Origin of the sequence: Lacticaseibacillus baoqingensis (genome assembly GCF_003946165.1) — a bacterium.
Lineage (GTDB): Bacteria > Bacillota > Bacilli > Lactobacillales > Lactobacillaceae > Lacticaseibacillus > Lacticaseibacillus baoqingensis.
On sequence record NZ_RHOI01000027.1, the window covers coordinates 17,388 to 39,410 of the forward strand.

27 protein-coding genes and 1 pseudogene are annotated in these 22,023 nt (G+C 51.2%); 15 read left to right on the forward strand and 13 right to left on the reverse strand.

The annotated features are described in order from the left end of the window. The first annotated feature begins 62 nt into the window (after positions 1-62). Genes EKM91_RS10460 through EKM91_RS10495 form a run of 8 tightly spaced genes read left to right on the forward strand, consistent with a single transcriptional unit; the run spans position 63 to position 5,454 of the window. Entirely contained in the window at positions 63-794 is a 732-nt protein-coding gene (locus EKM91_RS10460; protein WP_164508543.1) for a HesA/MoeB/ThiF family protein, read from the forward strand. Next, positions 787-1,269: a MogA/MoaB family molybdenum cofactor biosynthesis protein gene (locus EKM91_RS10465; protein ID WP_125753838.1), complete on the forward strand. Its 483-nt coding sequence runs from the start codon at positions 787-789 to the stop codon at positions 1,267-1,269. The genes EKM91_RS10460 and EKM91_RS10465 overlap by 8 nt, the downstream gene beginning before the upstream one ends. Continuing rightward, positions 1,253-2,485 (forward strand): molybdopterin molybdotransferase MoeA, encoded by a 1,233-nt coding sequence (locus tag EKM91_RS10470; RefSeq protein WP_125753841.1) that lies wholly within the window; start codon positions 1,253-1,255, stop codon positions 2,483-2,485. Before EKM91_RS10465 ends, EKM91_RS10470 begins: the two co-directional genes overlap by 17 nt. Then, positions 2,464-2,943, forward strand: coding sequence for a molybdopterin-guanine dinucleotide biosynthesis protein B (locus tag EKM91_RS10475; RefSeq protein WP_125753843.1), 480 nt, complete (start codon positions 2,464-2,466; stop codon positions 2,941-2,943). The genes EKM91_RS10470 and EKM91_RS10475 overlap by 22 nt, the downstream gene beginning before the upstream one ends. Further along, the gene (locus EKM91_RS10480) at positions 2,943-3,521 is read left to right on the forward strand and encodes a molybdenum cofactor guanylyltransferase (protein ID WP_164508544.1); all 579 of its coding nucleotides are present in this window, start codon (positions 2,943-2,945) and stop codon (positions 3,519-3,521) included. The genes EKM91_RS10475 and EKM91_RS10480 overlap by 1 nt, the downstream gene beginning before the upstream one ends. Continuing rightward, positions 3,490-3,738 (forward strand): hypothetical protein, encoded by a 249-nt coding sequence (locus tag EKM91_RS10485; RefSeq protein WP_125753848.1) that lies wholly within the window; start codon positions 3,490-3,492, stop codon positions 3,736-3,738. Before EKM91_RS10480 ends, EKM91_RS10485 begins: the two co-directional genes overlap by 32 nt. 19 nt (positions 3,739-3,757) lie before the next feature. Then, positions 3,758-4,798, forward strand: a complete 1,041-nt coding sequence (locus EKM91_RS10490; RefSeq protein ID WP_125753851.1) for a sensor histidine kinase — start codon at positions 3,758-3,760, stop codon at positions 4,796-4,798. Further along, complete coding sequence (locus EKM91_RS10495) at positions 4,795-5,454, forward strand: response regulator (RefSeq protein ID WP_125753853.1); 660 nt, start codon at positions 4,795-4,797, stop codon at positions 5,452-5,454. The genes EKM91_RS10490 and EKM91_RS10495 overlap by 4 nt, the downstream gene beginning before the upstream one ends. Before the next feature lie 209 nt (positions 5,455-5,663). On the opposite strand, the gene EKM91_RS10500 is transcribed toward EKM91_RS10495, so the two are convergent. The 3 genes from EKM91_RS10500 to EKM91_RS10510 all read right to left on the reverse strand — a co-directional run bounded on the left by EKM91_RS10500 (position 5,664) and on the right by EKM91_RS10510 (position 8,056). Continuing rightward, a complete protein-coding gene (locus EKM91_RS10500; protein ID WP_125753856.1) occupies positions 5,664-6,098 on the reverse strand; it encodes an Rrf2 family transcriptional regulator in 435 nt (144 codons plus the stop codon). Between the two features lie 47 nt (positions 6,099-6,145). Next, positions 6,146-6,994: an NAD(P)H-binding protein gene (locus EKM91_RS10505; protein ID WP_125753858.1), complete on the reverse strand. Its 849-nt coding sequence runs from the start codon at positions 6,992-6,994 to the stop codon at positions 6,146-6,148. A 171-nt stretch (positions 6,995-7,165) separates the two neighbouring features. Beyond that, positions 7,166-8,056 (reverse strand): DMT family transporter, encoded by an 891-nt coding sequence (locus tag EKM91_RS10510; RefSeq protein WP_125753861.1) that lies wholly within the window; start codon positions 8,054-8,056, stop codon positions 7,166-7,168. A 137-nt stretch (positions 8,057-8,193) separates the two neighbouring features. Between EKM91_RS10510 and EKM91_RS10515 the strand changes: the two genes are divergently transcribed. The 4 genes from EKM91_RS10515 to hemH are packed head-to-tail and all read left to right on the forward strand — an operon-like array spanning position 8,194 to position 11,341. Then, the gene (locus EKM91_RS10515) at positions 8,194-8,475 is read left to right on the forward strand and encodes a hypothetical protein (RefSeq protein ID WP_125753864.1); all 282 of its coding nucleotides are present in this window, start codon (positions 8,194-8,196) and stop codon (positions 8,473-8,475) included. Continuing rightward, positions 8,468-9,454: a hypothetical protein gene (locus EKM91_RS10520; protein WP_125753865.1), complete on the forward strand. Its 987-nt coding sequence runs from the start codon at positions 8,468-8,470 to the stop codon at positions 9,452-9,454. The genes EKM91_RS10515 and EKM91_RS10520 overlap by 8 nt, the downstream gene beginning before the upstream one ends. A 5-nt stretch (positions 9,455-9,459) precedes the next feature. Next, entirely contained in the window at positions 9,460-10,383 is a 924-nt protein-coding gene (locus tag EKM91_RS10525; protein ID WP_125753867.1) for a polyprenyl synthetase family protein, read from the forward strand. A 16-nt stretch (positions 10,384-10,399) separates the two neighbouring features. Beyond that, positions 10,400-11,341, forward strand: coding sequence for a ferrochelatase (hemH, locus tag EKM91_RS10530; protein ID WP_125753869.1), 942 nt, complete (start codon positions 10,400-10,402; stop codon positions 11,339-11,341). A gap of 184 nt (positions 11,342-11,525) precedes the next feature. Here hemH and EKM91_RS10535 read toward each other — a convergent pair whose 3' ends face one another. The 10 genes from EKM91_RS10535 to EKM91_RS10580 all read right to left on the reverse strand — a co-directional run bounded on the left by EKM91_RS10535 (position 11,526) and on the right by EKM91_RS10580 (position 19,856). After that, positions 11,526-11,876 carry a HesB/YadR/YfhF family protein gene (locus EKM91_RS10535; protein WP_125753871.1) on the reverse strand — a complete coding sequence of 117 codons (351 nt, stop codon included), beginning with the start codon at positions 11,874-11,876 and terminating at the stop codon, positions 11,526-11,528. Between the two features lie 30 nt (positions 11,877-11,906). Continuing rightward, positions 11,907-12,362: a hypothetical protein gene (locus EKM91_RS10540; RefSeq protein ID WP_125753873.1), complete on the reverse strand. Its 456-nt coding sequence runs from the start codon at positions 12,360-12,362 to the stop codon at positions 11,907-11,909. A gap of 15 nt (positions 12,363-12,377) precedes the next feature. Then, positions 12,378-13,337 carry a polyprenyl synthetase family protein gene (locus EKM91_RS10545; RefSeq protein WP_125753875.1) on the reverse strand — a complete coding sequence of 320 codons (960 nt, stop codon included), beginning with the start codon at positions 13,335-13,337 and terminating at the stop codon, positions 12,378-12,380. Between the two features lie 324 nt (positions 13,338-13,661). Further along, entirely contained in the window at positions 13,662-14,399 is a 738-nt protein-coding gene (locus EKM91_RS10550) for an amino acid ABC transporter ATP-binding protein (RefSeq protein ID WP_125753877.1), read from the reverse strand. Then, entirely contained in the window at positions 14,396-15,820 is a 1,425-nt protein-coding gene (locus EKM91_RS10555) for an ABC transporter substrate-binding protein/permease (RefSeq protein ID WP_379896796.1), read from the reverse strand. Before EKM91_RS10555 ends, EKM91_RS10550 begins: the two co-directional genes overlap by 4 nt. Before the next feature lie 226 nt (positions 15,821-16,046). Continuing rightward, entirely contained in the window at positions 16,047-16,466 is a 420-nt protein-coding gene (locus EKM91_RS10560; RefSeq protein WP_125753881.1) for a hypothetical protein, read from the reverse strand. A gap of 76 nt (positions 16,467-16,542) precedes the next feature. After that, the gene (locus EKM91_RS10565; RefSeq protein ID WP_125753883.1) at positions 16,543-16,860 is read right to left on the reverse strand and encodes a DMT family transporter; all 318 of its coding nucleotides are present in this window, start codon (positions 16,858-16,860) and stop codon (positions 16,543-16,545) included. A 244-nt stretch (positions 16,861-17,104) separates the two neighbouring features. Further along, a complete protein-coding gene (locus EKM91_RS10570) occupies positions 17,105-18,238 on the reverse strand; it encodes a site-specific integrase (RefSeq protein ID WP_125753885.1) in 1,134 nt (377 codons plus the stop codon). Then, entirely contained in the window at positions 18,235-18,498 is a 264-nt protein-coding gene (locus EKM91_RS10575) for a DUF3173 family protein (protein ID WP_225419500.1), read from the reverse strand. Before EKM91_RS10575 ends, EKM91_RS10570 begins: the two co-directional genes overlap by 4 nt. Before the next feature lie 77 nt (positions 18,499-18,575). Further along, a complete protein-coding gene (locus EKM91_RS10580; protein ID WP_125753887.1) occupies positions 18,576-19,856 on the reverse strand; it encodes a replication initiation factor domain-containing protein in 1,281 nt (426 codons plus the stop codon). 124 nt (positions 19,857-19,980) lie between these two features. Between EKM91_RS10580 and EKM91_RS10585 the strand changes: the two are divergent. The 3 genes and pseudogenes from EKM91_RS10585 to pstB (EKM91_RS10595) all read left to right on the forward strand — a co-directional run. Then, positions 19,981-20,316: pseudogene (locus EKM91_RS10585) on the forward strand (ABC transporter permease family protein); the annotation flags it as partial. After that, entirely contained in the window at positions 20,313-21,107 is a 795-nt protein-coding gene (pstB, locus tag EKM91_RS10590) for a phosphate ABC transporter ATP-binding protein PstB (RefSeq protein ID WP_125753891.1), read from the forward strand. The pseudogene EKM91_RS10585 and the gene pstB (EKM91_RS10590), both read left to right, overlap by 4 nt. Before the next feature lie 11 nt (positions 21,108-21,118). After that, positions 21,119-21,874, forward strand: coding sequence for a phosphate ABC transporter ATP-binding protein PstB (pstB, locus tag EKM91_RS10595; RefSeq protein WP_125753893.1), 756 nt, complete (start codon positions 21,119-21,121; stop codon positions 21,872-21,874). Positions 21,875-22,023 lie beyond the last annotated feature (149 nt).

Below are 22,023 nucleotides of genomic sequence, written 5' to 3' on the forward strand. Positions count from 1 at the left end.
TGGTAGCGTTATGATAGAGAAAACGTCACCACTCACCTGGCGACGATAAGGAAGTGTTACACGTGGAACAGCGTTATGATCGGCAACTGAAAGTGTCACAGATCGGCCCCGCCGGCCAAGCTAATTTAGCCGCAGCTGGCGCGATCATTATCGGTGTTGGCGGCCTCGGCAGCTACGTCGCCAGTATCTTGGCCAAAGCTGGGATCGGCCGTTTGACGCTGGTGGATTTCGATGTGGTGGCGCTATCAAATTTACACCGCCAAAACGGCTACACAGAAGCAGACGTCGGCCGATCCAAGTTACAAGCCTATGCCCGTTATCTGCATGCAGCTAACCACAACGTCGCCTTGACGTTAAAAGAGCAGCGCTATGACGCCAGCATTTTAGCCAGCGACCCCACTGCTTTGGTGATCGACTGCACAGATAATTTCCCAGTCAAATATCAGCTCAACGCCGACTGTCAAGCCAGTGGCCGCGCCCATTTATTTGCCACTTGCGCCGCCAATAGCGGCCAGTTGATGGCGATCGACGCAAATGGGCCTTGCTTGGCTTGTGCCTTCCCTCCACAACCAGTGGCCGCGTTAGGCTTAGCCAAAAACATCGGTACCAATCCCGCGATCGTCGCCACCACCGGCTCGCTTGAAGCCGGTATGGCATTGAAGTGGCTCAGCAACCCGGCGGCAATGGTGACCGGCGAATTGGTGACGATCGATGCTTGGCGTTTAGACTTCAGTAAATTGACCGTCCCGGTACGTCCGACTTGTCCATATCATCAGGAGGCAGCTCATGGCTAAATTTGGTGTGATCACCGTCAGTGATACCCGCACGTTGCTCACTGACAGCGGCGGTGAGTATTTAATCACTACCTTGGCTAAAGCAGGTCACAACATCACCGTGCGCCATATTGTCAAAGACGACACCAACCAGATCCAAGCAGCATTTGCCAACTGTGACGCGCAGCCTCTGGATGCGATCTTAGTTACCGGCGGCACCGGAATTGCCTTGCGTGATGTCACCATTGAAGCTTTGATGCCGAAAATGGCCAAGACCATTCCTGGCTTTGGCGAGTATTTCCGGCAGTTATCCTTGGCAGAAGTCGGGTTAAAGGCCTTGGCCTCACGGGCTGAAGCTGGTGTCAGCGCACACGCACACTTGGTTTATTTGCTGCCTGGTTCGCCTAATGCCTGCCAAACCGCCCTCGAGCAGATCATTTTGCCGGACTTAGACCATCTCTTAAAGGAGTTGACGAAAAATGTACACCCCAGTTGATCATCGCAATGCCTTGGCGATCGCGACCGCCCAAACGCGACTAGCCGCACAAACAGCCAAAATGCCGCGGCACACCGAAAAGATCCCAGTTACCCAAGCGCTGGGCCGCGTCTTGGCTGAACCAGTGACGGCGCCTTACGCCTTGCCCACTTTCCGCCGCGCCGGTTATGACGGGTACGCCGTGAATCACCAAGACCTCACCCACCTGCCGGCAACGTTACAGCTGGTCGGTGAGATCCCGGCTGGGGCAGATTTCCCTCATCGACTGCAACTTGGTCAAGCGGTGCGGATCATGACCGGCGGTTTTGTCCCAGAAGGCGCTGATGTGGTCGTGATGTTAGAAACGACCACGCAAGCTCCCCAAGCCAAAACGGTCACGATTTCCGAGCGGCAAAAAAATGATAATATCACCCCGGTTGGCAGCTTTTTTGCTGCTGGTGCTGAATTGTTTCCGCAAGGCGCGACCATTAATCCTGGCGGCTTGAGCCTTTTAGCCAGCTTCAATATTCAAACTGTTACGGTCGCAGCCTTGCCTAAAGTTGGTATCATCACCACTGGCAGTGAGCTATTGCGTCCTGATCAACCGCTTGCCAATGGCAAGATCTACGATAGCAACGGTCCGCTGATCCAAGGCTTGTGCGTTGAATCTGGCGTCGACTTGATTGGGGTCAAAACGGTGGCTGATGATCCCCAAGCGCTGCAAGCGGCAGTCGCGGAACTCTTGCCTGCATGCGACATTTTGATCACTGATGGCGGCGTATCGGTAGGTGATTTTGACATTATCGCCGATTATGCCAAGCACGCAGATACGCTATTGTTCAATAAACTGGAAATGCGCCCGGGTTCTGTCACCACCGCCTATATGCACGAAAACACCTTATGTTTTGGCTTATCCGGTAATCCCGGGGCATGCTTCACCGGTTTTTACCTGTTCGTTGAGCCAACGCTGCGGCAATTGCAAGGTGCTGCTAGTCGGCTGATCAAAACCACCGGCCGCCTGGATCACACTTACACCAAAACCAATATGTATGATCGGATCTTACGCGGCACCTACCAAGTCTCTGCTGACGGGCTGGTCATCTCGCGCACTGGCAGCGATGCCTCAGACAATCTCAACAACTTACATGAAGCCACCTGCTTGTTTGAGATCCCCCGCGGGACCACACCGACAAAAGCTGGGGAGGTGTTGACAACATGGTTGCTGCCTTACAGGTGATCGGACATAAAAAAAGCGGTAAAACCACCGTTGTTAACGACTTGATCCAAGCTGCAAATGCGTTAGCGCTCAGTGTTTCGACACTCAAACATACCCACGAACCAATCAGTGCCGCGACTGACTCGGGACGGTTTGCCGCTCAGGTGCCGACTTGGCTCTTAACGCCCACCCAAACACTGGCTTACTCGCACGCAACGACTTCGCTAGCCGAGCGGGTGAAAGCGATCGTGAACACCTGTGCCACGGATCTTTTGCTGATCGAAGGCGCCAAGGCATTGGCTTATCCCAAACTGGTCCTCTTGTTGCCTGGCGAAACCCCAACAGATTGGGCAAAAACAGCTAACATTGCCGCTTTTGCCACACTTGGTGCGACCAATGACCCGCAGGTGTTGACGTGGCAATCGGCGCGGGCCGCTTCATGGTTAGCAGCTTGGTATGCACAGCAAGGAGGTGTGTGATGGATGGATTGGTATTAGCCGGCGGCCGCTCAAGGCGCTTCGGCTCAGATAAAGCATTGGCCCATTTTGATTCCCAAGCACTTTCCAACGTCGCACACGCGGTATTTTTGCTCAAAGCGATCTGCCAACAAGTGTATGTCTCTTGCAATCCCGCCAACCGCGAGGCGATCCAAGACAGCGTCGCCGGCTTAGCGGCAACGGTGATCGTTGACCGCGAACCCGTGTTGGATAAAGGCCCGATCAGCGGACTGTGGGCGTATTTTGCCACCCTTCCCCGGGCGCATGCCGATGTTTTGATCGTCGCTTGCGACTATCGCGGGTTGAGTTTATCCGCATTGGCCCCATTGGTCGGACGCTTTGGTTACTTAGTGACCCCCAATGGGACGCATTACACCTGCTGCCGCTTAGATGTCGCCTTCACGACCCTAGAAATGCAAGTGCTGGCTAAAAATTGGCACTGGCAGGAACTGCTGGAAATCGCCGGTTGTCCGCCATTAAACGTCTCGACCCCACTGCTTAACGTTAATTATCCGGAGGAATTGCCCCATGCAGACACAAGCGCAAATGGCGACGGGTGACTTTCAAAAGTTACTTAGGATCGCCTTAAACGACCTCACGATCCAACGTACCTTACTCGAAAATGAAATGGCCCAAGAAGCTGATGACCTGCGGACGCTCGAACGCGATGACAACGTGGCAAAGTTGGATCGGCGCATCATGTTGATCCAGCGCGATTATGATCACTACAAGACCTTTCTCGATCCTGATTATCACGATACCTTGCCTCAATACTAACGGTTAGGAGGTGGCCAGCATGGCCGTAAGCAGCGCTTGGTTAGAACAAATGATCCAAAATGCGCCTCAAGCAATGCTGATCATCAGCAACAAGCGCGTCCAGTTGCAAAATCACGCGGCGGCTCAACTGTTTGCAGCCCATCATTTTGACGCCGCTGACGTCGCCGAAATCGTCGCTTTAGACGCCGCTGCTGATTCGCATGACCCCACGGGCTGTCACTACTGTCAACTGCGCCAACGCGCCACCTTTGCCGCGGTCCCAGTCGCATTAGAGCTGACCCCAAAGCTGGCAGATCTGGGGATGCAGCTGGCGTATTATGCGATCGATTACGCCCAGCAAACTTATGCCGTGATCATCAACACAGGGTCATTAGAGCGTCGGTTGCATTACTTGAGCGCTGATCACGATGTGTTACTCAAGATCAATCGTACCCAAGAAGATGAGCGCCGCCAACTCGCTGCAGACTTACATGATGCTGTGGCGCAATCGGTGTCTGCGGCGTTGATGACGCTGCGCCGAATCGAAGCGGATAATCCAGACCCGCGCCTGGACAACGTGCAAGCCCAACTGGAAGAAACCCTCACCCAGATCAAGGGCATGGCCGGGACATTGCACCCGGCGGTTTTGGATCAATTCGGCTTAGGCGCAGCGCTGCAAGCGCTGATCAAGCGGCTAAAACCGACGACGACTGCGGAGTTAGTGTTGGTCGACCGCTCCAGCGACCTCACCGGTTTATCCAGTGATATCCAGATCACGTTGTACCGGATCGCCCAAGAAGCACTGACGAATGCCTTAAAGCATGCCCATGCCACTTCGATCGTGGTGATGCTGGTGCGGCATGACGACCGGATCACCTTGGAGATCATGGATGATGGCGCCGGTTTTACCCCTTATACCCAAGGCGGCTACAACGGCAAATCACTGGGATTATTGAATATGCGGGCACGAGTGCGGGCCTTGAACGGCTTTTTTGACATCGACACCACCCCTGGTGAAGGCACCACGATCCGTGCCGCATTTCCATATGCTGCGCCCACTAAAAAGGAGGTGACGCCATGAACCGCGTCTTGATCGCCGATGATTTCAAACTTTTACGTCAAGGACTCGCCACCACGATCAATGCCTTACCTGGCTTCACGGTCACCGCTGAAGCCGCCGATGGTAACGCGGCCTACGCCGCCGTCGAAAATCGCGACATCGATGTCGCGATCATCGATATCTCGATGCCTCCTGGTGAAAGCGGCCTGATCACCTTGAAGCGGATCCATGACTATTACCCAGATGTCAAAACCATGGTCATGTCGATGCATGAAGAAGCTGAATTCATTACCCAAGCCTTGGCCAACGGGGCTTTGGCTTACGTCTTGAAATCCTCGGACGAAACCGAACTGACCAAAGCGCTGAATCATATCGTGGCCAATCACGTTTATATCGACAACAACATCACCATGACCAGCAGCGACTTGCAATCATTGGCCAAACAACAAGCCGACAAACGCTATGCCGACTTAGACGCCGTGCACCTTTCCCGCCGTGAACGCGAGATCTTGCCGCTTGTCGGGCTGGGCTTTTCCAATCAAGAAATCGCCGATAAACTCTTCGTCACCCGCAAAACCGTCGAGGCACATAAAACAAGCCTGATGAAAAAACTCAACATGACCTCAAGAAGAGAACTCGTCCACTTCGCCCTCCAACACCACCTCATCGACTTCTGACCCCAAGCGCTGCAAGCCGGGTTTAAGGGTGTGGATAAGGCAGCGCGACGCGTTATCGCTTCAGCCATGGCGTGGCGCGATGACTTATCCGCCACCCTGTTAGCTTGCGCAGCTCGACGATGACCCAAGGCGCAGCAAGCCCGGGTTTAAGCAAAAAATCGCCTTACAGATGCCGTTAGGCGTCTGTAAGGCGATTTATTTTGTCACTATCATTTTGTTTTGGCGGCTTCTCGAGTCAAAATATCCGCGGTGATATCTGCCAAACTGACCTGCGCCATTTTGGCTTCAGCAGCTTGTTGGACGTCGTCATAGAACCCATTTAACGTCGCTTGAATATTGCCGCCAATGATACATTGCGGATTGGTTTGCTCATCGACATGCAACAAGGACTGCTTATCTTCAACGGCGCGATAAACGGCTAATAACGAAATGGCAGCTGGGGCTTTCCCCAAGGCAGGGGCAACCGTACCTGGCTGGCTTTGCAACAACCCTGCTTTGACTAACTTGGCCATCAAGCGCCTCACCAGACTAGGATTGGATTCGATGCTGGCAGCAATCATCGTACTGGACAAATCATCGGTAGGTGCAATCGCGACATAGGCTAAAATATGGACCGCATCGCTGAGTTTGTGTGAATATTTCATAATAACTCCTTAGTCACTGATTAAGCCAATCATAATACAAGCCCAGATCAGACGCCAAGCACCTTTTGCACAGCAGCAGCTAATGGTGTCAGCTCATGGCCCAAAACATCTGGCAGATCCGTAGTGGTTTCTTGCAGCTGGCCGTCACGGATCAGTGCTTGAATCGCAGCCACCACAGCAGCGATGTCTGCCGGCATTCCAGCGTCTGCTAAGCTTTGTTGGTAGTCTGAAATTGTCAGCGCTTGGACGTCGAAGTCTCCTGTAATTGCTGCTGCTAAATCACGATACGTCCGCATGGGACCGGCAAATTCATAAACTGCCTTAGGCGCAGCCGTCGTCAAAACGTTCACTGCAGCTTGGGCATATTCGCTTTCCAACGCCCAGCCCACTTGGCCATCCCCTGCAGCATAGACGAACGGTTGACCGCTGGTAGCAGCTTGTAATGTCGCCGCTTCATTTTCTAAGTACCAGTTATTGCGTAAGAAGGAATGCTTGATGCCTGAATCCTTGATCGCCGCTTCAGTGGCTTGATGATCAGCAGCCAACGCTGCCGTTGCCGTATCCGCATGAGGAAAGCTGGTGTAAGCAAGATAGCCAACCCCTGCCGCTTTGGCGGCTGCGATCACATTTTGGTGTTGTTGCTGACGAGACACGGCACCACCAGGCTGCGATGACACAAACAACAGCCGATCGACCCCTTGCAAACCAGCTGTCAACTGCGCCACATCGTCATAATCTCCGGCGCGTACCGTGACCCCTGCCGGAACAAGTGCCTGCGCTTTGGCCACATTGCGAGCCAATGCAACGACGTGCTGCGCCCCCACTTGTTGGACCAATTGCTGGACCGCGATACGGCCAAAATGGCCGGTAGTGCCAGTTAATGCATATGTTGTCATCTGTGTTGCCTCCTGTTATTTTAAAAGTAACTTGTATTTAGTATTGTAACAGGTTGAGCGAATTTGTCAACGGCCACAAAAAAACGTGCCAGGACATCATCGTCTAGGCGCGTTCTACCAAGCAACACCAGCAACACAACCGCCTTGTGTCTCAGCTTCGTTCGGGTACCCCTATTTAACTGCTTGTGTCGTTGTCACGATACTCGTCGCCACGATCAATAACAATGCGCCGATCAGCAGTTGCGGCGTAAGCGGCACCGGGAAAAAGACATACGACAAAGCGATCACGAACAACGGACCGCTTGCACGGACGATATTGGCCCGCCCAGCCGTGATGTATTTCAAACTGATGAAAAATAGCAACAACGCCAAGAACCCATTAAAAAACGCGCCGCCAAAATTAAACGTCAGCGCCTGCAAGGTGATCCCCGCAAAGCTCTTGGGAATGATGAACGCCGCGAGCAGCATCAACGCCGCACTCACCCCATGGTTATATAACAAAACGCCGTTGGGGCGTTGCTTTTTTTGGTCAACCAAGTATTTGGCCAATAAGTTATTCGCGGCAAACATCAAAGGATAAACAAACGCAGCCAAGACCCCCAAGGCGCTGGACAGATCCAGCTTCAGCTGATAGTTGCCGACTAAAAATGCCCCCGTCAAACAGCAAGCGATCGCTAAGTAATCTAAGTGTCCCAGCTTTTCATGCAAACAAAAATACGCCAAGATAAACACGTAGATCAAGTAGACTTGCGCGATCAGCGTCACGGTCACCGGACTGATCAGCGACAAGGCCAGATATTGTAAGATCACGCCGATCCCGTTGGTCAACCCCAGCCACAACACTGCCGGATGCCGGATCACCGACAGCTCATGGTCTTGGATCCCGATCAAGATCAATGTGAACCCCGCCGCAAAAATACTCGTCATCAAAGCGCCAAATACCGGGCTGAGCCCACCTAAGGCAAATTTGTTCAACACCTTGGCGATCGCACTAAAGACCAGTGAAACAAAATTTAATTCGATCCCTAATAATTGCGTTTTAGTCCCTTTTTGTTCCATCATCGCGCCTCCGATCCAATTAGCTCCATGATAACAAAGCCCCCTTCAAGAACAGATAGGGGCTTTGCCTAATGTTTGCGGTATCATGATTAGCCTACAATAAGAATAGGCCATTTTGACTACACAAGGAGGCGTTGGTTATGCCGCAAAATTGGAGTCTAGAAGAATCGACATATCAGCTGCTCAAAGACATTGAGCGTCATTATTTCACCACAGATCGCCAAGTCAACCACAACTCGATGCTGTATACGACTGTGCAAACTGCGCTAGACGGCGAGTTGATCAAAGACGTACAGATCACCCCGATCCCAAGCGTTGGCTTGGCCACTTTAGCCTTGAGCCAAGCAAACTTGACGCCTGCTGGTACCGAAGCTTTGACGGCTTTGCGCCAACAATTTGAAAAGGATGATGCTGATGTTTGATCCTAAGTTGCAACACCAAAGTTATGCGAATGCGCCGGTGCAAAGTGCCGCATTTTATGCGGATCCGGAAGACATGTTGGCCAATCACAAAAAGCTGCGCGAAACCTTAGAAGCTTTTGTCAAAACCCAGTCTCCAGACACTCCCTTTGCCTTGCAGATCTTGGCGACGCATTCGGCGATCACCTTGATGCCGCTAGGGCTGTTTGATCTGGATGAAGTGAAACAATGGGAACACACCCAACGCGAACAAGCAGAAGTCACGACCAACACGCAAGACGGCTTGCCCTTAGTGTTGCAATTTGAGTCGCATGTCAAAGAAGCAGACAACCGCAAGATCATTCTCGACTTAACAGCCAACACCTTGTTTACCGACTTTAACCACGCGTTTAAAGACCGCTTGTGGCCGCGAGTCGTCGAGTTGTTGACCACGAATCAAAAACTGCTTTATCAACTGGCCAAGCAGCTCACTAAGCAAAAGGAAACGGCTGCGGCTAAACAGTTGCAAGCGCTGCAAAAGCTTTCTGATGACCAATTAAAAGCGCAAGTCGGCTTCGCCTTACCGCCAAGTGAACAAGCCCATTATGCGGATTACACCGCCGACCTCGCGCAAGTCAACGCGATCTTACTGGCTAGTGCGGACTTTGTTCGGGAACAGCCGCAACAAGGGATCAGTTTTCAAGAAATGATGATGCGCCCAGAATTGCGCAACGTCTTCTTTTGGTGCTTGGACAATACGTTTTATGAAATCGTTTATTTCTACATCCAAGCCTACGGCGGGCGCAATGCCAAGTTAAGCAAGCACCTGCGCAGCATGCGCAAGCAATTGGCACCGATGATGCGCACCGATGCTTGGCAAAAAGCCGATGAGGCCTTGAAGGCAAAAAAAACTGTCGTGTTGCCAGAATTTTTCGGTGCGGTTTTCTTTCCCATCGCCGAACAGCTGGAAGTCGCGATCAACCAGTTTGCACCGGAGGGTTAACGTCAATGAATAGTCCATTTGCCCAATACCCTTGGCTCAACTTGAAACTCACTGCGCTTGCAGATTACCTGAATCAATTGCTGGAACTGCACGCTAGCGACTTACTGCCGACGATTCGCCAACAGCTGATCGCACCGCGGTTTTTGCCAGCGGCATGGTATTTTCTTTTTAGTGATTTTGGCTCGGCCGCAGTGGCGGCTGGCGATTTACAAGCAGGGGCGGCGGCTTTGCAGTTATTTGCCATTCGCAACCACTTGATGCAGCGCCCAGAATTTGGACCGGACGCCATGCAACACGACTTTTTCGTTGAATATCTCTCTGATTTGATCGATGTGGAATTACGCAAGTGTTCCACCGATGATGAGCAGCTGCAAGGCAAGCTGGACGCCATTCAAGACATCACCGCTCACCAACTCGCCGCAGCACAAGCCATTCATCAGCCGACCACCGACATCACCGAGTACTTGCGCCGCAGTCAGGATCAAGACGCCTTGATGTTTGCCTTTGCCTGTCATTTCGGTGCCCAAGCAACTGGCGCACCTGCTGTACTCATTGATTCAGCAGAAACGATCGGCCAAACGATCGGCTTGGCGTATCGTCTGCGTGCAGAATGCTTTGACTTAATGGGGATCAACAACGCTGCAGATGCTATGGGCCCATTGGCGATGCTGCAAGATGGTCAATTCACCTTGCCGACTGTCTTGACGTTGGCTGCAGTCGGACCGGCCTTTGCCGATCGCATCGCAACGGCTGGCAGCGGTGATTTAGCCGCTTTAGGTGAAACAGCGATGACGATCATCGAAACCGGTGTCGGGCAAACCTTGAACATGGCCGATGAGTACCGCGACCAGGCATTATTTGATATCAGCCTACTGCCGCCAACTCCGGCTAAAACGACATTGACGTCTTTGGTCAAGATCTTACTGTAAAAAAGGAGGGGCTGGCATGCGCGGCGTCTTACTCGTTAATCTTGGCACGCCAAAAGCGCCGACCACTCAGGCGGTGCGGCAATTTCTCAACGCATTTTTAAGTGACCGGCGGGTGATCCAAATGCCTCCATGGCTTTGGCAGCCGCTTTTAAAGGGCTGTATTTTACCGTTTCGCGGCCCTCATTCAGCTAAAATGTACCAGCAAGTATGGACGAAGCAAGGATCGCCGCTTTTGACCATCACCCAGGCGCAAACTGCCCAACTCCAAGCGCTGCTGCCAAACATGCGCGTGCGCTATGCCATGAGCTATAGCGCCCCAACGATCACCACTGCACTTGACGAAATGGCTTCTGCAGGCGTCAATACGCTCACTGTGATTCCTTTGTATCCGCAGTACTCAACCACAACGACGGCCTCGATCCATGATGCCGTACATCGCTATTATAGCCGCCAGCATAACAGCCCCACATTGCACTTGTATAGCGCATGGTGGGACACGCCAGCGTATCTGGATGCCTTAAGTGCCAATATCACGCACCAGCTGGCTGGCCAAGCATATGATCACGTCTTATTTTCTTATCACGGGATCCCGCAAAGCTATCAGGACCAAGGCGACCCCTATTACGCCCAATGCGTCGCCACTACCGCAGCTGTCTGTGCCCGTTTGGCCTTAACGGTACCGCACAGTATCAGCTTCCAATCTAAATTTGGGCCTGCCAAATGGCTCACCCCTGCCACCAAAGACAACCTTAGGGCTTTAGCCGCTGCTGGCAAGCGCCGCGTTGCGATAGTCACCCCAAGTTTTGTCGCAGATTGCTTAGAGACCCTGTATGAGATCGGGATCGAAAATACCGCCGCTTTTAAAGCCGCTGGCGGCGAGACCTTATTGCGCTTGCGCCCACTAAATACTGATCCGGCTTTTATCCAGGCCTTAGCAGCATTGTGTACTGCATATTAACCAGCTTAACCCAAAGGGGGCCTTTGCCTGCGAGATGATCGCAAGACAAAGGCCTCTTTGGGTTTTGATGATTCGTTGTGGCTGGATCCCTATCCTCACCGTGTTGGTCAACGATCGACGGTGACGGATTTGACTTCTGATTCGCCTGTGTAATGAGCTAAAATCGCCAATCTCTAAGCCTTGGTTAGTGTTCTGAGGCGCCACTGGTGGCGTCAGAACGCGGCTTTTCTGAACTGCCTGCCTCAGGGATAAACGTATAGGTGGGTTCATCACGGTGCGCATCGTAATCGATTGCCAGATCTAAGCCATCGAAAAACCAGGCATCATTGGCATCGACATAGTAGGTGATCCCGTCCAATGCGGTTTCAACGATTGGATCGCTAAGCGAATCATCACGGGCGATCCCGACAGAAAACCCATCGTGCACGTTGGTTTGGCCATAGACCTTACCGAAGAACCTGACGCCGGCTTTAGCCGGTAATTCGAGTTCGCGCCGGAACCATTCGCCGGCGGCTTTTGTGATCGTGATCGTCATCGAATCCCTCCCTTGCCTTGGGGCTGGCGGCTACTGTAGTTGCGTATAAATGTCTTTGACGGTGTGATCCGGATCGATCACGATGAACAGATGACCGCTGATCGGATCGACTTGACTCGTTTGATAAGCATTATCCAATCCGCTGGGATCTTTAGCGGTAAAAGGAAAATAGATCTGGTTAGTCCGATCGGCATCAAACACCAAGTCCATCCGTTCGATATCTTGATACTTCGTCGCCCGGCCAAACATCCCCAACTCCAGCGAACCGGTGTTGATATCGCTGGACTTAACATGATCGGCTTGTGGCAAGACTTCGACGCGGAAACTCTTGCAAGGATGGATCTCTTGGATCTGCCCACCATTGATCCGACCATAACTGGTCGTGACCCGACTGATCCAAATATCCGCTAATTCATCATGAGCGACCGTCCATTCGTCACCATTGCGAAAGTGAAAAACTAATTGTTGAAAAGTATGTTCTGTCATAATTACGCTCCTTCATTAGTCCTTGCGTCCGGCTTGTCGGCGGGTCAGTGTTTCTAACGCTAGCCGCGTCGGGGTATCCGGAAGCTGTTGTAAACTGGTCAATGCTTTATCAATGTAACGATTCGCCAACGCTTGCGCCGGCGCTACGCCAGTTTCTTTGATCACTTGCGCCGCATGCGTGAGATCCCCAGCGGCTAAATACTGCTTCAGTGTCCCGTCATCGACTGCCAAAGCACATAAATGCGGCAGGTTGACGATCCCATTGTGGAGATCTTCAAACGCTGGTTTGCGCATCTTCTGAGGATTCCCGGCAACGTCTAACACGTCGTCTTGCATCTGGAAGCCCATGCCTAAGTAGTAGCCGAAACTTGCGGCAGCATGCTGCTGCCGCGGCAGACACTCACCTAATAACGCGCCTTGATAACACGCCAGCTTAAACAGCGCTGCGGTTTTACCACCGATCTGGCGTAAATAACGATGCAAGGTCATCGCCCCAGGCACTGGGCCATTTTGGTCCAGTTCACCTAAGAAGATCCGCCGCATGGCTTGCGCGTTAACGCTGACATTGCCAACATCTGGCGCCACTTCAGCCAATAACTCAAAGTAGACGGAAAACAAAAAATCGCCAGCGTATATCGCGGCACGGTTGCCCACAGCGTCAGCCACAGTGGCTTCACCGCGGCGCGTTGCCGCTTGGTCTAAGACATCATCATGCACTAAAGTCGCCAAATGCAAGGTTTCGATCGCTGCCGCCGCATGGATCAACTGCCGCTCTTCATGAGCATCCGCTTGGCCAAAACGCGCAAACAGCAGTAGTGATCCGGCGCGCAACATCTTACCGCCAGCATGCACCTGCGCTTGAATACGCGCATCAACAGCCGGCACGCGACAATGCGTGCGGTCTGCTAGTAGCGTCTGGACCTGCTGCAGTTGCCGGTAGATCACTGGATATGCGTGCCAAAGCGGATGGATCATGAGCTGCCTCCTATGCGGTCAAGCTTGGAATCGTGATTACTTACAAAGATACCACGCTGACGGGTCGATGCACATCAGTATGCATAAATGAAACCGGTTGCGTACCCATTTATATTTTAGCACAACCGGAATAATCCGGCCATCTGTTATAACGGTCGCAACCCCATCGTGCCCGATGCAGCGCGGTTGAGTCGGGGCCGATTGCCTAGTTCTGTCTTATTATTTGGTAATATCTGTCTTATTTAGCGAATGTCTCTGGAGACAAAAAAACCGGTGGGCCGCCCCGCTGAAAACGGGTGCTGGCCCACCGGCAAAGGTGCGCGATTACGCTTCTAAGACTTGCTTCAAAAACGTTTGTAAACGCGGATGCTGTGGGTGATCAAAGATCTGCGTCGGCGTCCCTTGCTCCAAGATCTTCCCATCGCCAAAGAACACCACGCGATCGGCAACTTCCTTAGCAAAGCCCATTTCGTGGGTCACGATCACCATGGTCATCCCTTGTTGAGCCAAACGCCGCATGACGCCTAGCACATCGCCGACCATTTCTGGATCTAGCGCACTAGTGGGTTCATCAAACAACATGATATCTGGATGCATCGCCAGCGCCCGCGCAATCGCGACACGCTGTTTTTGGCCCCCAGATAAGGAAGCCGGCATCGCATTGGCTTTATCCGTCAACCCGACGACTTCCAAGAAAGTCTTCGCTTCTTTTTCCGCTTCTTCCTTGGACTTCTTGCCTAGTTCGATCGGCGCCAGTGTGACGTTGCCTAACACAGACATATTCGGGAACAAGTTGAAGTGCTGAAACACCATCCCGATATTCTCGCGGATCTCGTCGATATTCTTGCCGGCATGCGAAATATCTTTGCCGTCAACATAGATCTCCCCGCTAGTGGTCGTTTCCAACCCATTCATCATGCGTAAAACCGTACTCTTACCAGCACCAGAAGGCCCGATCAAGACCACGACTTCATTATCTTGAACTTGTAGATCAACGCCTTTGATGACTTCATTGTCGCCAAAAGCCTTACGGACATCTTTCATTTCAACACGTGTGGTCATTGTGCGCTCACCTTCTTTTGGACCCAATTAGACAGCCATGTTAACAATGTGATGATGATCAAGTAGATCAACGCCACCATTGCCCAGATCTTGAACCCTTCCATGTTCCGCGCAATGATGATCTTCCCAGTTTGCGTTAATTCAAGCAACCCGAGGACACTAAGGATCGACGTATCCTTCAAGGTGATGATGAACTGGTTAACAAAACTTGGGATCATGATCTTCACGCCTTGGGGTAAGATGACCCGGCGCATCGCTTTGCCCCATGGCAGTCCCAAAGACCGTGCCGCTTCCATTTGGCCGCCGTCAACTGCGGAGATCCCGCCTTTGACGAAAGCGGCGGTATAGGCCCCTTCATTCAGGGTCAACGTGATTACCCCAGCAATGAAGGCCGGGACTTTTTGATCGATCAAGCTTGGTACCCCGGAGTAAATGAATAAGGCCAAAACCATCATTGGTAGACCCCGGAAAATATAAATGAACGTGGTTGATAGTCCTTGTAAGAACTTGTTAGGGACGACTCCCATCAAACCGATCAAGATCCCAACCACAGTCGCACAAACGATCCCGACCACTGTCAGCCACAAGGTCTCGCCCAACCCAGACATCAACGTGCCCCAGTTAGACTTTAAAAGCCCAACAAAACTGCGATCCGTTTCTTGCATGGCAGCCGTTTTTTTAGCTTGTGATGCTTCGGAACCATTGCCTAAATACTTGCGTACGATCTTATCGTATTGACCATTGGCTTTAAGTTTCTTGATCCCAGCATTGATCTTCGGCGTCAAAGAATTAGCTTCAGACTGCTTGACCGCGATCCCGTAATTATTGGCCATCGCCATTTTGAAGTTTTTAGCCAGCTCCAGGTCATTTTTGTAGCTGGTCGCGATCGCATATTGCATCACGGGCTTGTCTTCAAAACAAGCCTCAGCATTGCCGGTTTTAACGTTGTCGTAAACGTTATTCGAATCATCGAAAGTCACGGTACTAAACCCATACTTGGCCTTTACTGAATTGGCATAATCGGCACTGGCAGTCCCGGTTTTCACCGCGACTTTTTTGCCGCGCAAATCTTTGAGCGACTGTACCTTTGAGCCTTTGGCCACAGCCATGACGACCCCGGATTTGTAATAAGGATCACTCATGGAAAACTTCTCTTGGCGCTCCTTGGTGATACTCATCCCGGCAATCACACCGTCGATCTGACCTGCTTCTAGCGCCTGTACCGCGGCGTTAAACCCTAAAGGCTTGATATCAACTTTAAAGCCTTCAGTTTTAGCGATCGCATTCATGAGATCGATATCGATCCCGACATACTTATTATTCTTATCTGCGAACTCAAATGGTGCAAACGTCACATCAGTCCCGATGGTATAGGTCTTTTCTGCGGCTTGCACTTGCTGTTGCGGCAACATGAGCCCCATAGCGACCAACAGGCCGGCAAAGACGGTGGACCAGAGCCACTTTCGTTTCATAAACGACACCACTTTCCGAAAATTTAAAAACCATGCTAAAGTTTACCGGGTTTTAAGTCTGCTGTCCAGAAATCGTGTTAGCTTTGCTTACAAGCATCAGCATATGATGAACAAATCATTAGTTTTTTTCGTTATATCCAGGCTTCCCGTTCTCATTTAGCGTCACTTTTGCTAACTATTGCTTAAAAATCGCATCCCGATATTTTTCAAACCAACCCTTCCCCAAGCCCGTCGAAGCACTTAACACCAACCGCCGATCAGAATAGGCGCGCTTACCTTGAGACACCGCGTCACTGCGCGCCTGATTCGCTGCTGCTTGAGTTTTGAACGCGATCAATTCGAACTTAACGTCACTGGCACCAATAAAACTGACACCGCTGGTTGCCTCCTTGGGCAACTCAAGGTCGGCGATCGTGGTGATTTGTGTTGCCGCTAAACCACGCTTTTTCACCCCCGCCAAGAATTGCCTTGGTGCAGTGGGCACACTGGTACTAGCAGACTGAGTCGCTGTCTGGTGCGGTGCTGGCTGACACCCGCTCAGCCCGACAGCGACTAAGGCTAACCCGACGAACATCCCAATGTGTGCTTTTAGCATTTGACTCCCCCCTACTGTATATCTTTAGTATACCTAACACATCAGACAAACGCCCGAAATGTTGCCAACTTGTGGATTAATGGCTGGTCAGCTTGATGCCAATGATACTGATCAACAGCAATGCGACAAATCCCCAAGTCAGCGGACTGAGACGATCCCCAAAAAAGCTCACTCCGACGATGACGCTTCCGACGGCACCGATTCCTGTCCAGATCGGATAAGCCATACTCATTGGCAGGCGGTGAGTCGCCATGGCTAAGCACCCGAAACTGATGATCATCCCCATAACCGTCAGCACCGTATAAACTGGTTGATGAAAGCCAGCACTCATTTTCATAAAAGTGGCCCAAACAACCTCAAAAACCCCTGCAATCGTCAAATAAATCCATGCCATGATCATTGATCTCCTTAAAAAAATACACCGCACCCTATCTCCTAAAAGCCTTTGGAGATAGGGTACGGTGCCTGCCCGGCGGCAGATTCGTATTGACCTTGGTTAAAGCCTAGCAAATTTATTGACCATCAGCAACCCGTCGGAATATTTCCCGGGAACAATGGCACATCTCGCGCCCGTCCCGTGGTATCAAGGTTTCTAGCACCACCGATTTTACTGTGGCACAGTTTTGACCCTTTTCAAATTATTTTGGCTCATCGGGCACCTCCTTGGAGAATATCCCGTTGAGCTTTTTTGCGACTTCAAAGTTACTGTTGGGGTAAAGATGACCGTAAGTGCCGAGCGTCGTTTCGATGTCCTCATGTCCCAGACGTTCTTTAATCTGGAGCGGGTTTTCACCGAGACTGATCAACAGCGACACATGCGAGTGGCGGAGGCCATGCACGGTAATCCGCTGAACTTTGGCGAGTGTACTGTACGCGTCCACAATATCCAAAAATTGCCCGTCAGAGCACGGAATCCCATCACGTGAGAATACCCACTCGGACGTCACCATCGCCGCTTGTGCGACCTGCCACGCATCTAAGCACGCAATGGTATCATCATCAAGCGCCACGGTACGGCGACTGGCGGCAGTCTTTGGCGCTGGAGTTTCAAACCAGTTGCGGTTGTGATAGTCCATGGTCTTATTGATGTTCACCGTCTTAGCTTCAAGATCAACGTCTGTCCACTTTAACGCCCGTGCTTCACCGCTACGCAAGCCAGACATGAACATGAACCACAACATCGTGTAATCAAAGCGGCCAGTGTACGTGTTGGTGTTCGTCTTGGCGAGTACCTTTTGGAAGTCGGCTTGCGTCCAGAAATTGATCTTCGCTTTCTTCTTTTTGATGAGGCCAACGACCCGTACTGGATTCTCGTTGATGATACCAAGCGCCTTAGCACGTTCAAGCACTTGGCCTAACATAATGTTGATGGTACGCGCATAGGATTGCTTACAGTCTTTGAGTACGCTGACTTGCCAATGTTGCACATCAATCGGCCGAATTTGGTCAATGACGATGTCGTTGAACCTAGTCAGATACTCACTGTTCATCAAGACTAGCCGCTGACGGTAGGTGCGTGGCTTTACTTGGGTTTTGTACCAAGGCTTGAACACGTCTTCCATAAAGTCGACAAACTTAGTCTGCTTGATGTCCTCATCATCGGCGATCCCCGCCGCCAACATTGCAACTCTTGCTTTTTTCGCCTCCGTTTTCGTTTTGAAGCCGCTGGCACGTTTTTGAATTCGTTTGCCAGTTCGTTTGTCAGTTCCTAAGCTTACGCGGAAGCTAAAAGTGCCGTCCGCCTGTTTGGTAATATGGTCTTTCGTAGTCAAGATAGTTCCTCCTTAACTGCGGAAAGGCCACTTGGTGCACCCTCAAGTTGGCTTAGTTTCAAGCCTAATACTGCGTCTACTGCTTCCACTGGAACACGGTCTACGCCTTTCTTACCGTACCATCCAAGGCCACGTTTGAGCAACAACTCTTTTGCCATTTTGATGATACGGCTTGCTTGCGATTGACTGTACCCCAGCTTGATAAGGTCAGCTCTAGTCATCGTCAGGAAGACTGGCTGTTCTGGTACGTTAATATTCAATCAAATCACTTCCTAAAGTTTGGTGGGAGTGAGATAATCAAACCAGATAGAACCCATATTTTATCTGTGAAGGGTGACTACTTGCTTTGGTCGGCGTAGTCGCTCTTTTTTGATTTCTCACGTTGCTTTGAATCGGTCATAACACCGTTGCGTTGGTGCTGAAAATGGTGGATCACGTCCCAGTGGCGTTGCGTCAACTTACCACTGTCGATGATGGCTTTGAGTTCGTTTGTGTTATTGTACTGGTCAATCAACTGCAACATCTTGAGTGAGGGTGCGACTTGCTTTCTCAACCACCGCGTAATATGGTCATAGTTTAACGGTTCTGGATTAGTGGAAAGTCGCAGCTTATCCCGATTGTTACCGATGAACGCCGCCCAACGAGGATCTAACACCCACTCACTTCTGGGTTTATGACTTGGCGTCAAGAAACGCAGATACTGATTGATGATGCCGAACACGACTTGTTCGGGATCGCGCGTCGCCAATAGATGTTCAACCGCTGTGGCGGCACGTTCGCGGCGTAGCCGCACTTCAAAGCGAGTACGGATCGGTTGATCTTCAATGGCGATTTCTGGGTGTTTCTGATGTTGCTCAAATGCCTTGTCGTAGATACAGAAATTGACTTCGCTTTGTGGCGAACCAAGGTACAAGGTGCGCCCAGAGGCGTGCCACTGTTTGGTGCGGTTGTCCCTGAACCCGCGAAAGCGTGAGCTGAATTCATCATGGTCGCACTTCTCAATTAGTGTTGGCACATCTAGTAATCCGTTGCGGTCGTTGATGGCTAAATCAAGTCGGGTAAAGTGGCAATCCAGTTTGAGACAAGTTTCGAGAAAATCGTACCAAGTTCGATGTTGCGATTGCAGATACGATTCGACGTAGCGACAACCTTGACCTTTCAGCTCAATCATTGTGCCACTGTCGTCTTTCGGGTTGTAATCTTCGGCATCCACATCTTGGTAAGGTGATAACATCATCTTGATCTCACCGCATGTTAAGGTTGCTGAATAGCCGTAGTGAGCGCCGTCGTGGAGATTGAAATGGATCGGGCTGATTTGGAACAGTTCGTTAATCAACTCTTCGTAGTCGTGCGTCTTGAAGGTGACGCTGAGATAGTCGATACAGACGTCCAGATTATTCTGACCGGTCAACGCACGCAACGCCAACGTCAGTTCTAATCGGGCTTTATCGTTGAGCGGCTTCTTGCGACCCAGCAGTTGATTCAGGTGTGACCGGCTGTAATTAGCCATGTCTGCGAGCTGACCTTGAGTAATATTGTTATCGCGCATTTCGTCGTGGACTTGATCAAGCCAATCTTTGTTGGTCATGCCGCCAATTAGGTTTAAGTCTTTGAGCATGTTAGCTCCTTTCCAAGCGTCCTAACAGCAATTCGGCGTTTTACCTATACGGTAAGGCCGTGCCACAGGCGCTTTATGCCTACCGTCGGATTTCTTGTTACTTGTATTTACCCCCCTATTAGAAGCGCTCCCTGGGATCTTGACCGGGGTGATTTTAAGTGCTGGGCGGGTATTTGGCGAAGCGGCGGCGTTGATTTATACAGCAGGTCAAAGTGCGCCGATTGTGAGTTATACCGATTGGAATCCTTTTTCTGCAAATAGTTTCTTAAATCCGATGCGGCCTGCGGAGACTTTGGCGGTGCACATCTGGAAAGTCAATACCGAAGCGACCGTACCAGATGCCAGTGCCATCTCTAGTGGGGCGTCAGCAGTCTTAATCATCGTGGTGTTGGCCTTCAACCTTGCCGCCCGTGGTATCGGAGATCGGTTGTATCAGCATTTGACGGGAGGAAAGCGATGAGTTATGCATTGGATGAATCGTACTTAGTCGAACCAACAGGTGATGCGGCGTTGACTACTGAAAATCTGGCGGTGTATTACGGCGGGGTGCATCAGGCGTTGTTTGATGCTAACCTCAAGTTCGCCCCACATACCATCACCGCGTTGATAGGGGCTTCTGGTTCTGGCAAGTCGACATTTTTACGTTCATTGAACCGCATGAATGACAAGTTGGCTAAGGTGACGGGTAAGATAATGTATCAAGGCGTTGATCTGAATAGTGCAGCGGCGAATGTGTATGCGGTGCGCTCCCAGCTGGGAATGGTGTTTCAGCGACCGAATCCTTTTGCCAAGTCGATCCGCGCCAACATCGAGTTTGCGCTGAAGGCCCACGGAATCAAGGATAAACAACATTTGGCGGCATCGGTGGAATCATCGCTTAAAGGCGCGGCTTTGTGGGATGAAGTCAAAGATGTCCTGGACGATAGTGCGATGGCATTATCTGGTGGTCAACAGCAGCGTTTGTGTATAGCTCGCGCTATTGCAATGCAACCTGAGATCTTGTTATTAGATGAACCTGCTAGTGCATTAGATCCACTGTCGACGAGCAAGATCGAAGAAACGTTGGTCGAGCTGGCCAAACAGTTCACCATCATCATCGTGACTCACAATATGCAGCAGGCAACGCGGATCAGTCAGTACTGCGCGTTCTTCCATCTCGGTCACGTTATGGAATACGACCAGACGGACCGGCTGTTCACGCAACCGCATCTCGCGATTACAAACGATTACGTCACTGGGTCTTTCGGATAGGGAGGATCGTTATGAGTCTATTATTATCAACAGCAGGTGTGCGACTTTATTATGGTAAGTTAGAAGCCTTGCACGGTATTGACTTGAATTTCGAAGCACACAAGATCACGGCTTTGATCGGACCATCTGGTTGTGGCAAGTCGACTTATCTGCGTTGTTTGAATCGGATGAATGACCTGATTCCTGGCGTCACGATTACCGGGACATTGAAATTAGAGGGGAACGATATCTATGCGCCCAAGACGGATGTTGTAAGTTTACGCAAAACCGTCGGCATGGTGTTTCAACAACCCAACCCATTTCCATTTTCGGTATATGAGAATGTCGTCTACGGTTTACGCTGCGCCGGCGTGCGAGATCGTGCGACCTTGGATGAACGGGTCGAAACGAGCCTGAAGCAAGCGGCAATCTGGGATGAACTTAAAGATGATCTCCACAAAAGCGCCCTGAGTTTTTCTGGCGGCCAGCAGCAACGTATCTGCATCTCGCGCGTGTTGGCAACGCGGCCCAAGGTGATTTTGTTGGATGAGCCGACGAGTGCCTTGGATCCGATCTCAAGCGGCCAGATCGAAGAAACCCTAGCGCGGCTGCGCGATGACTACACGATCATCATCGTCACACACAACATGCAACAAGCGTCACGGCTTTCAGATTACACCGCCTTCATGTTGAACGGGAAGCTGATCGAAGCAGGACACACCAGCAAGTTATTCATGCACCCGAGCAAACAAGAGACTAGCGATTATCTCAACGGTCGCTTCGGATGACTGAAAGCGGCGTAACCCGACGATAATGATGCAAGTAAAAAGCGGCGTGGTGCGTGATACACACCGCGCGATGAGTCTTGTGGTGAACAGTCAAGTGAATGAGGTGAGGTTCTAGAAATATTTTTGGGTAGTTGAGCGTATACTACCCC

Bases quoted from the DNA above. Each gene is read 5' to 3' on its own strand.
- EKM91_RS10465 (WP_125753838.1), top strand. From the start codon at position 787: ATGGCTAAATTTGGTGTGATCACCGTCAGTGATACCCGCACGTTGCTC.
- EKM91_RS10470 (WP_125753841.1), top strand. From the start codon at position 1,253: ATGTACACCCCAGTTGATCATCGCAATGCCTTGGCGATCGCGACCGCC.
- EKM91_RS10475 (WP_125753843.1), top strand. From the start codon at position 2,464: ATGGTTGCTGCCTTACAGGTGATCGGACATAAAAAAAGCGGTAAAACC.
- EKM91_RS10480 (WP_164508544.1), top strand. From the start codon at position 2,943: ATGGATGGATTGGTATTAGCCGGCGGCCGCTCAAGGCGCTTCGGCTCA.
- EKM91_RS10485 (WP_125753848.1), top strand. From the start codon at position 3,490: ATGCAGACACAAGCGCAAATGGCGACGGGTGACTTTCAAAAGTTACTT.
- EKM91_RS10490 (WP_125753851.1), top strand. From the start codon at position 3,758: ATGGCCGTAAGCAGCGCTTGGTTAGAACAAATGATCCAAAATGCGCCT.
- EKM91_RS10495 (WP_125753853.1), top strand. From the start codon at position 4,795: ATGAACCGCGTCTTGATCGCCGATGATTTCAAACTTTTACGTCAAGGA.
- EKM91_RS10500 (WP_125753856.1), bottom strand. From the start codon at position 6,098: ATGAAATATTCACACAAACTCAGCGATGCGGTCCATATTTTAGCCTAT.
- EKM91_RS10505 (WP_125753858.1), bottom strand. From the start codon at position 6,994: ATGACAACATATGCATTAACTGGCACTACCGGCCATTTTGGCCGTATC.
- EKM91_RS10510 (WP_125753861.1), bottom strand. From the start codon at position 8,056: ATGATGGAACAAAAAGGGACTAAAACGCAATTATTAGGGATCGAATTA.
- EKM91_RS10515 (WP_125753864.1), top strand. From the start codon at position 8,194: ATGCCGCAAAATTGGAGTCTAGAAGAATCGACATATCAGCTGCTCAAA.
- EKM91_RS10520 (WP_125753865.1), top strand. From the start codon at position 8,468: ATGTTTGATCCTAAGTTGCAACACCAAAGTTATGCGAATGCGCCGGTG.
- EKM91_RS10525 (WP_125753867.1), top strand. From the start codon at position 9,460: ATGAATAGTCCATTTGCCCAATACCCTTGGCTCAACTTGAAACTCACT.
- hemH (WP_125753869.1), top strand. From the start codon at position 10,400: ATGCGCGGCGTCTTACTCGTTAATCTTGGCACGCCAAAAGCGCCGACC.
- EKM91_RS10535 (WP_125753871.1), bottom strand. From the start codon at position 11,876: ATGACGATCACGATCACAAAAGCCGCCGGCGAATGGTTCCGGCGCGAA.
- EKM91_RS10540 (WP_125753873.1), bottom strand. From the start codon at position 12,362: ATGACAGAACATACTTTTCAACAATTAGTTTTTCACTTTCGCAATGGT.
- EKM91_RS10545 (WP_125753875.1), bottom strand. From the start codon at position 13,337: ATGATCCATCCGCTTTGGCACGCATATCCAGTGATCTACCGGCAACTG.
- EKM91_RS10550 (WP_125753877.1), bottom strand. From the start codon at position 14,399: ATGACCACACGTGTTGAAATGAAAGATGTCCGTAAGGCTTTTGGCGAC.
- EKM91_RS10555 (WP_379896796.1), bottom strand. From the start codon at position 15,820: ATGGGGCTCATGTTGCCGCAACAGCAAGTGCAAGCCGCAGAAAAGACC.
- EKM91_RS10560 (WP_125753881.1), bottom strand. From the start codon at position 16,466: ATGCTAAAAGCACACATTGGGATGTTCGTCGGGTTAGCCTTAGTCGCT.
- EKM91_RS10565 (WP_125753883.1), bottom strand. From the start codon at position 16,860: ATGGCATGGATTTATTTGACGATTGCAGGGGTTTTTGAGGTTGTTTGG.
- EKM91_RS10580 (WP_125753887.1), bottom strand. From the start codon at position 19,856: ATGCTCAAAGACTTAAACCTAATTGGCGGCATGACCAACAAAGATTGG.
- pstB (WP_125753891.1), top strand. From the start codon at position 20,313: ATGAGTTATGCATTGGATGAATCGTACTTAGTCGAACCAACAGGTGAT.
- pstB (WP_125753893.1), top strand. From the start codon at position 21,119: ATGAGTCTATTATTATCAACAGCAGGTGTGCGACTTTATTATGGTAAG.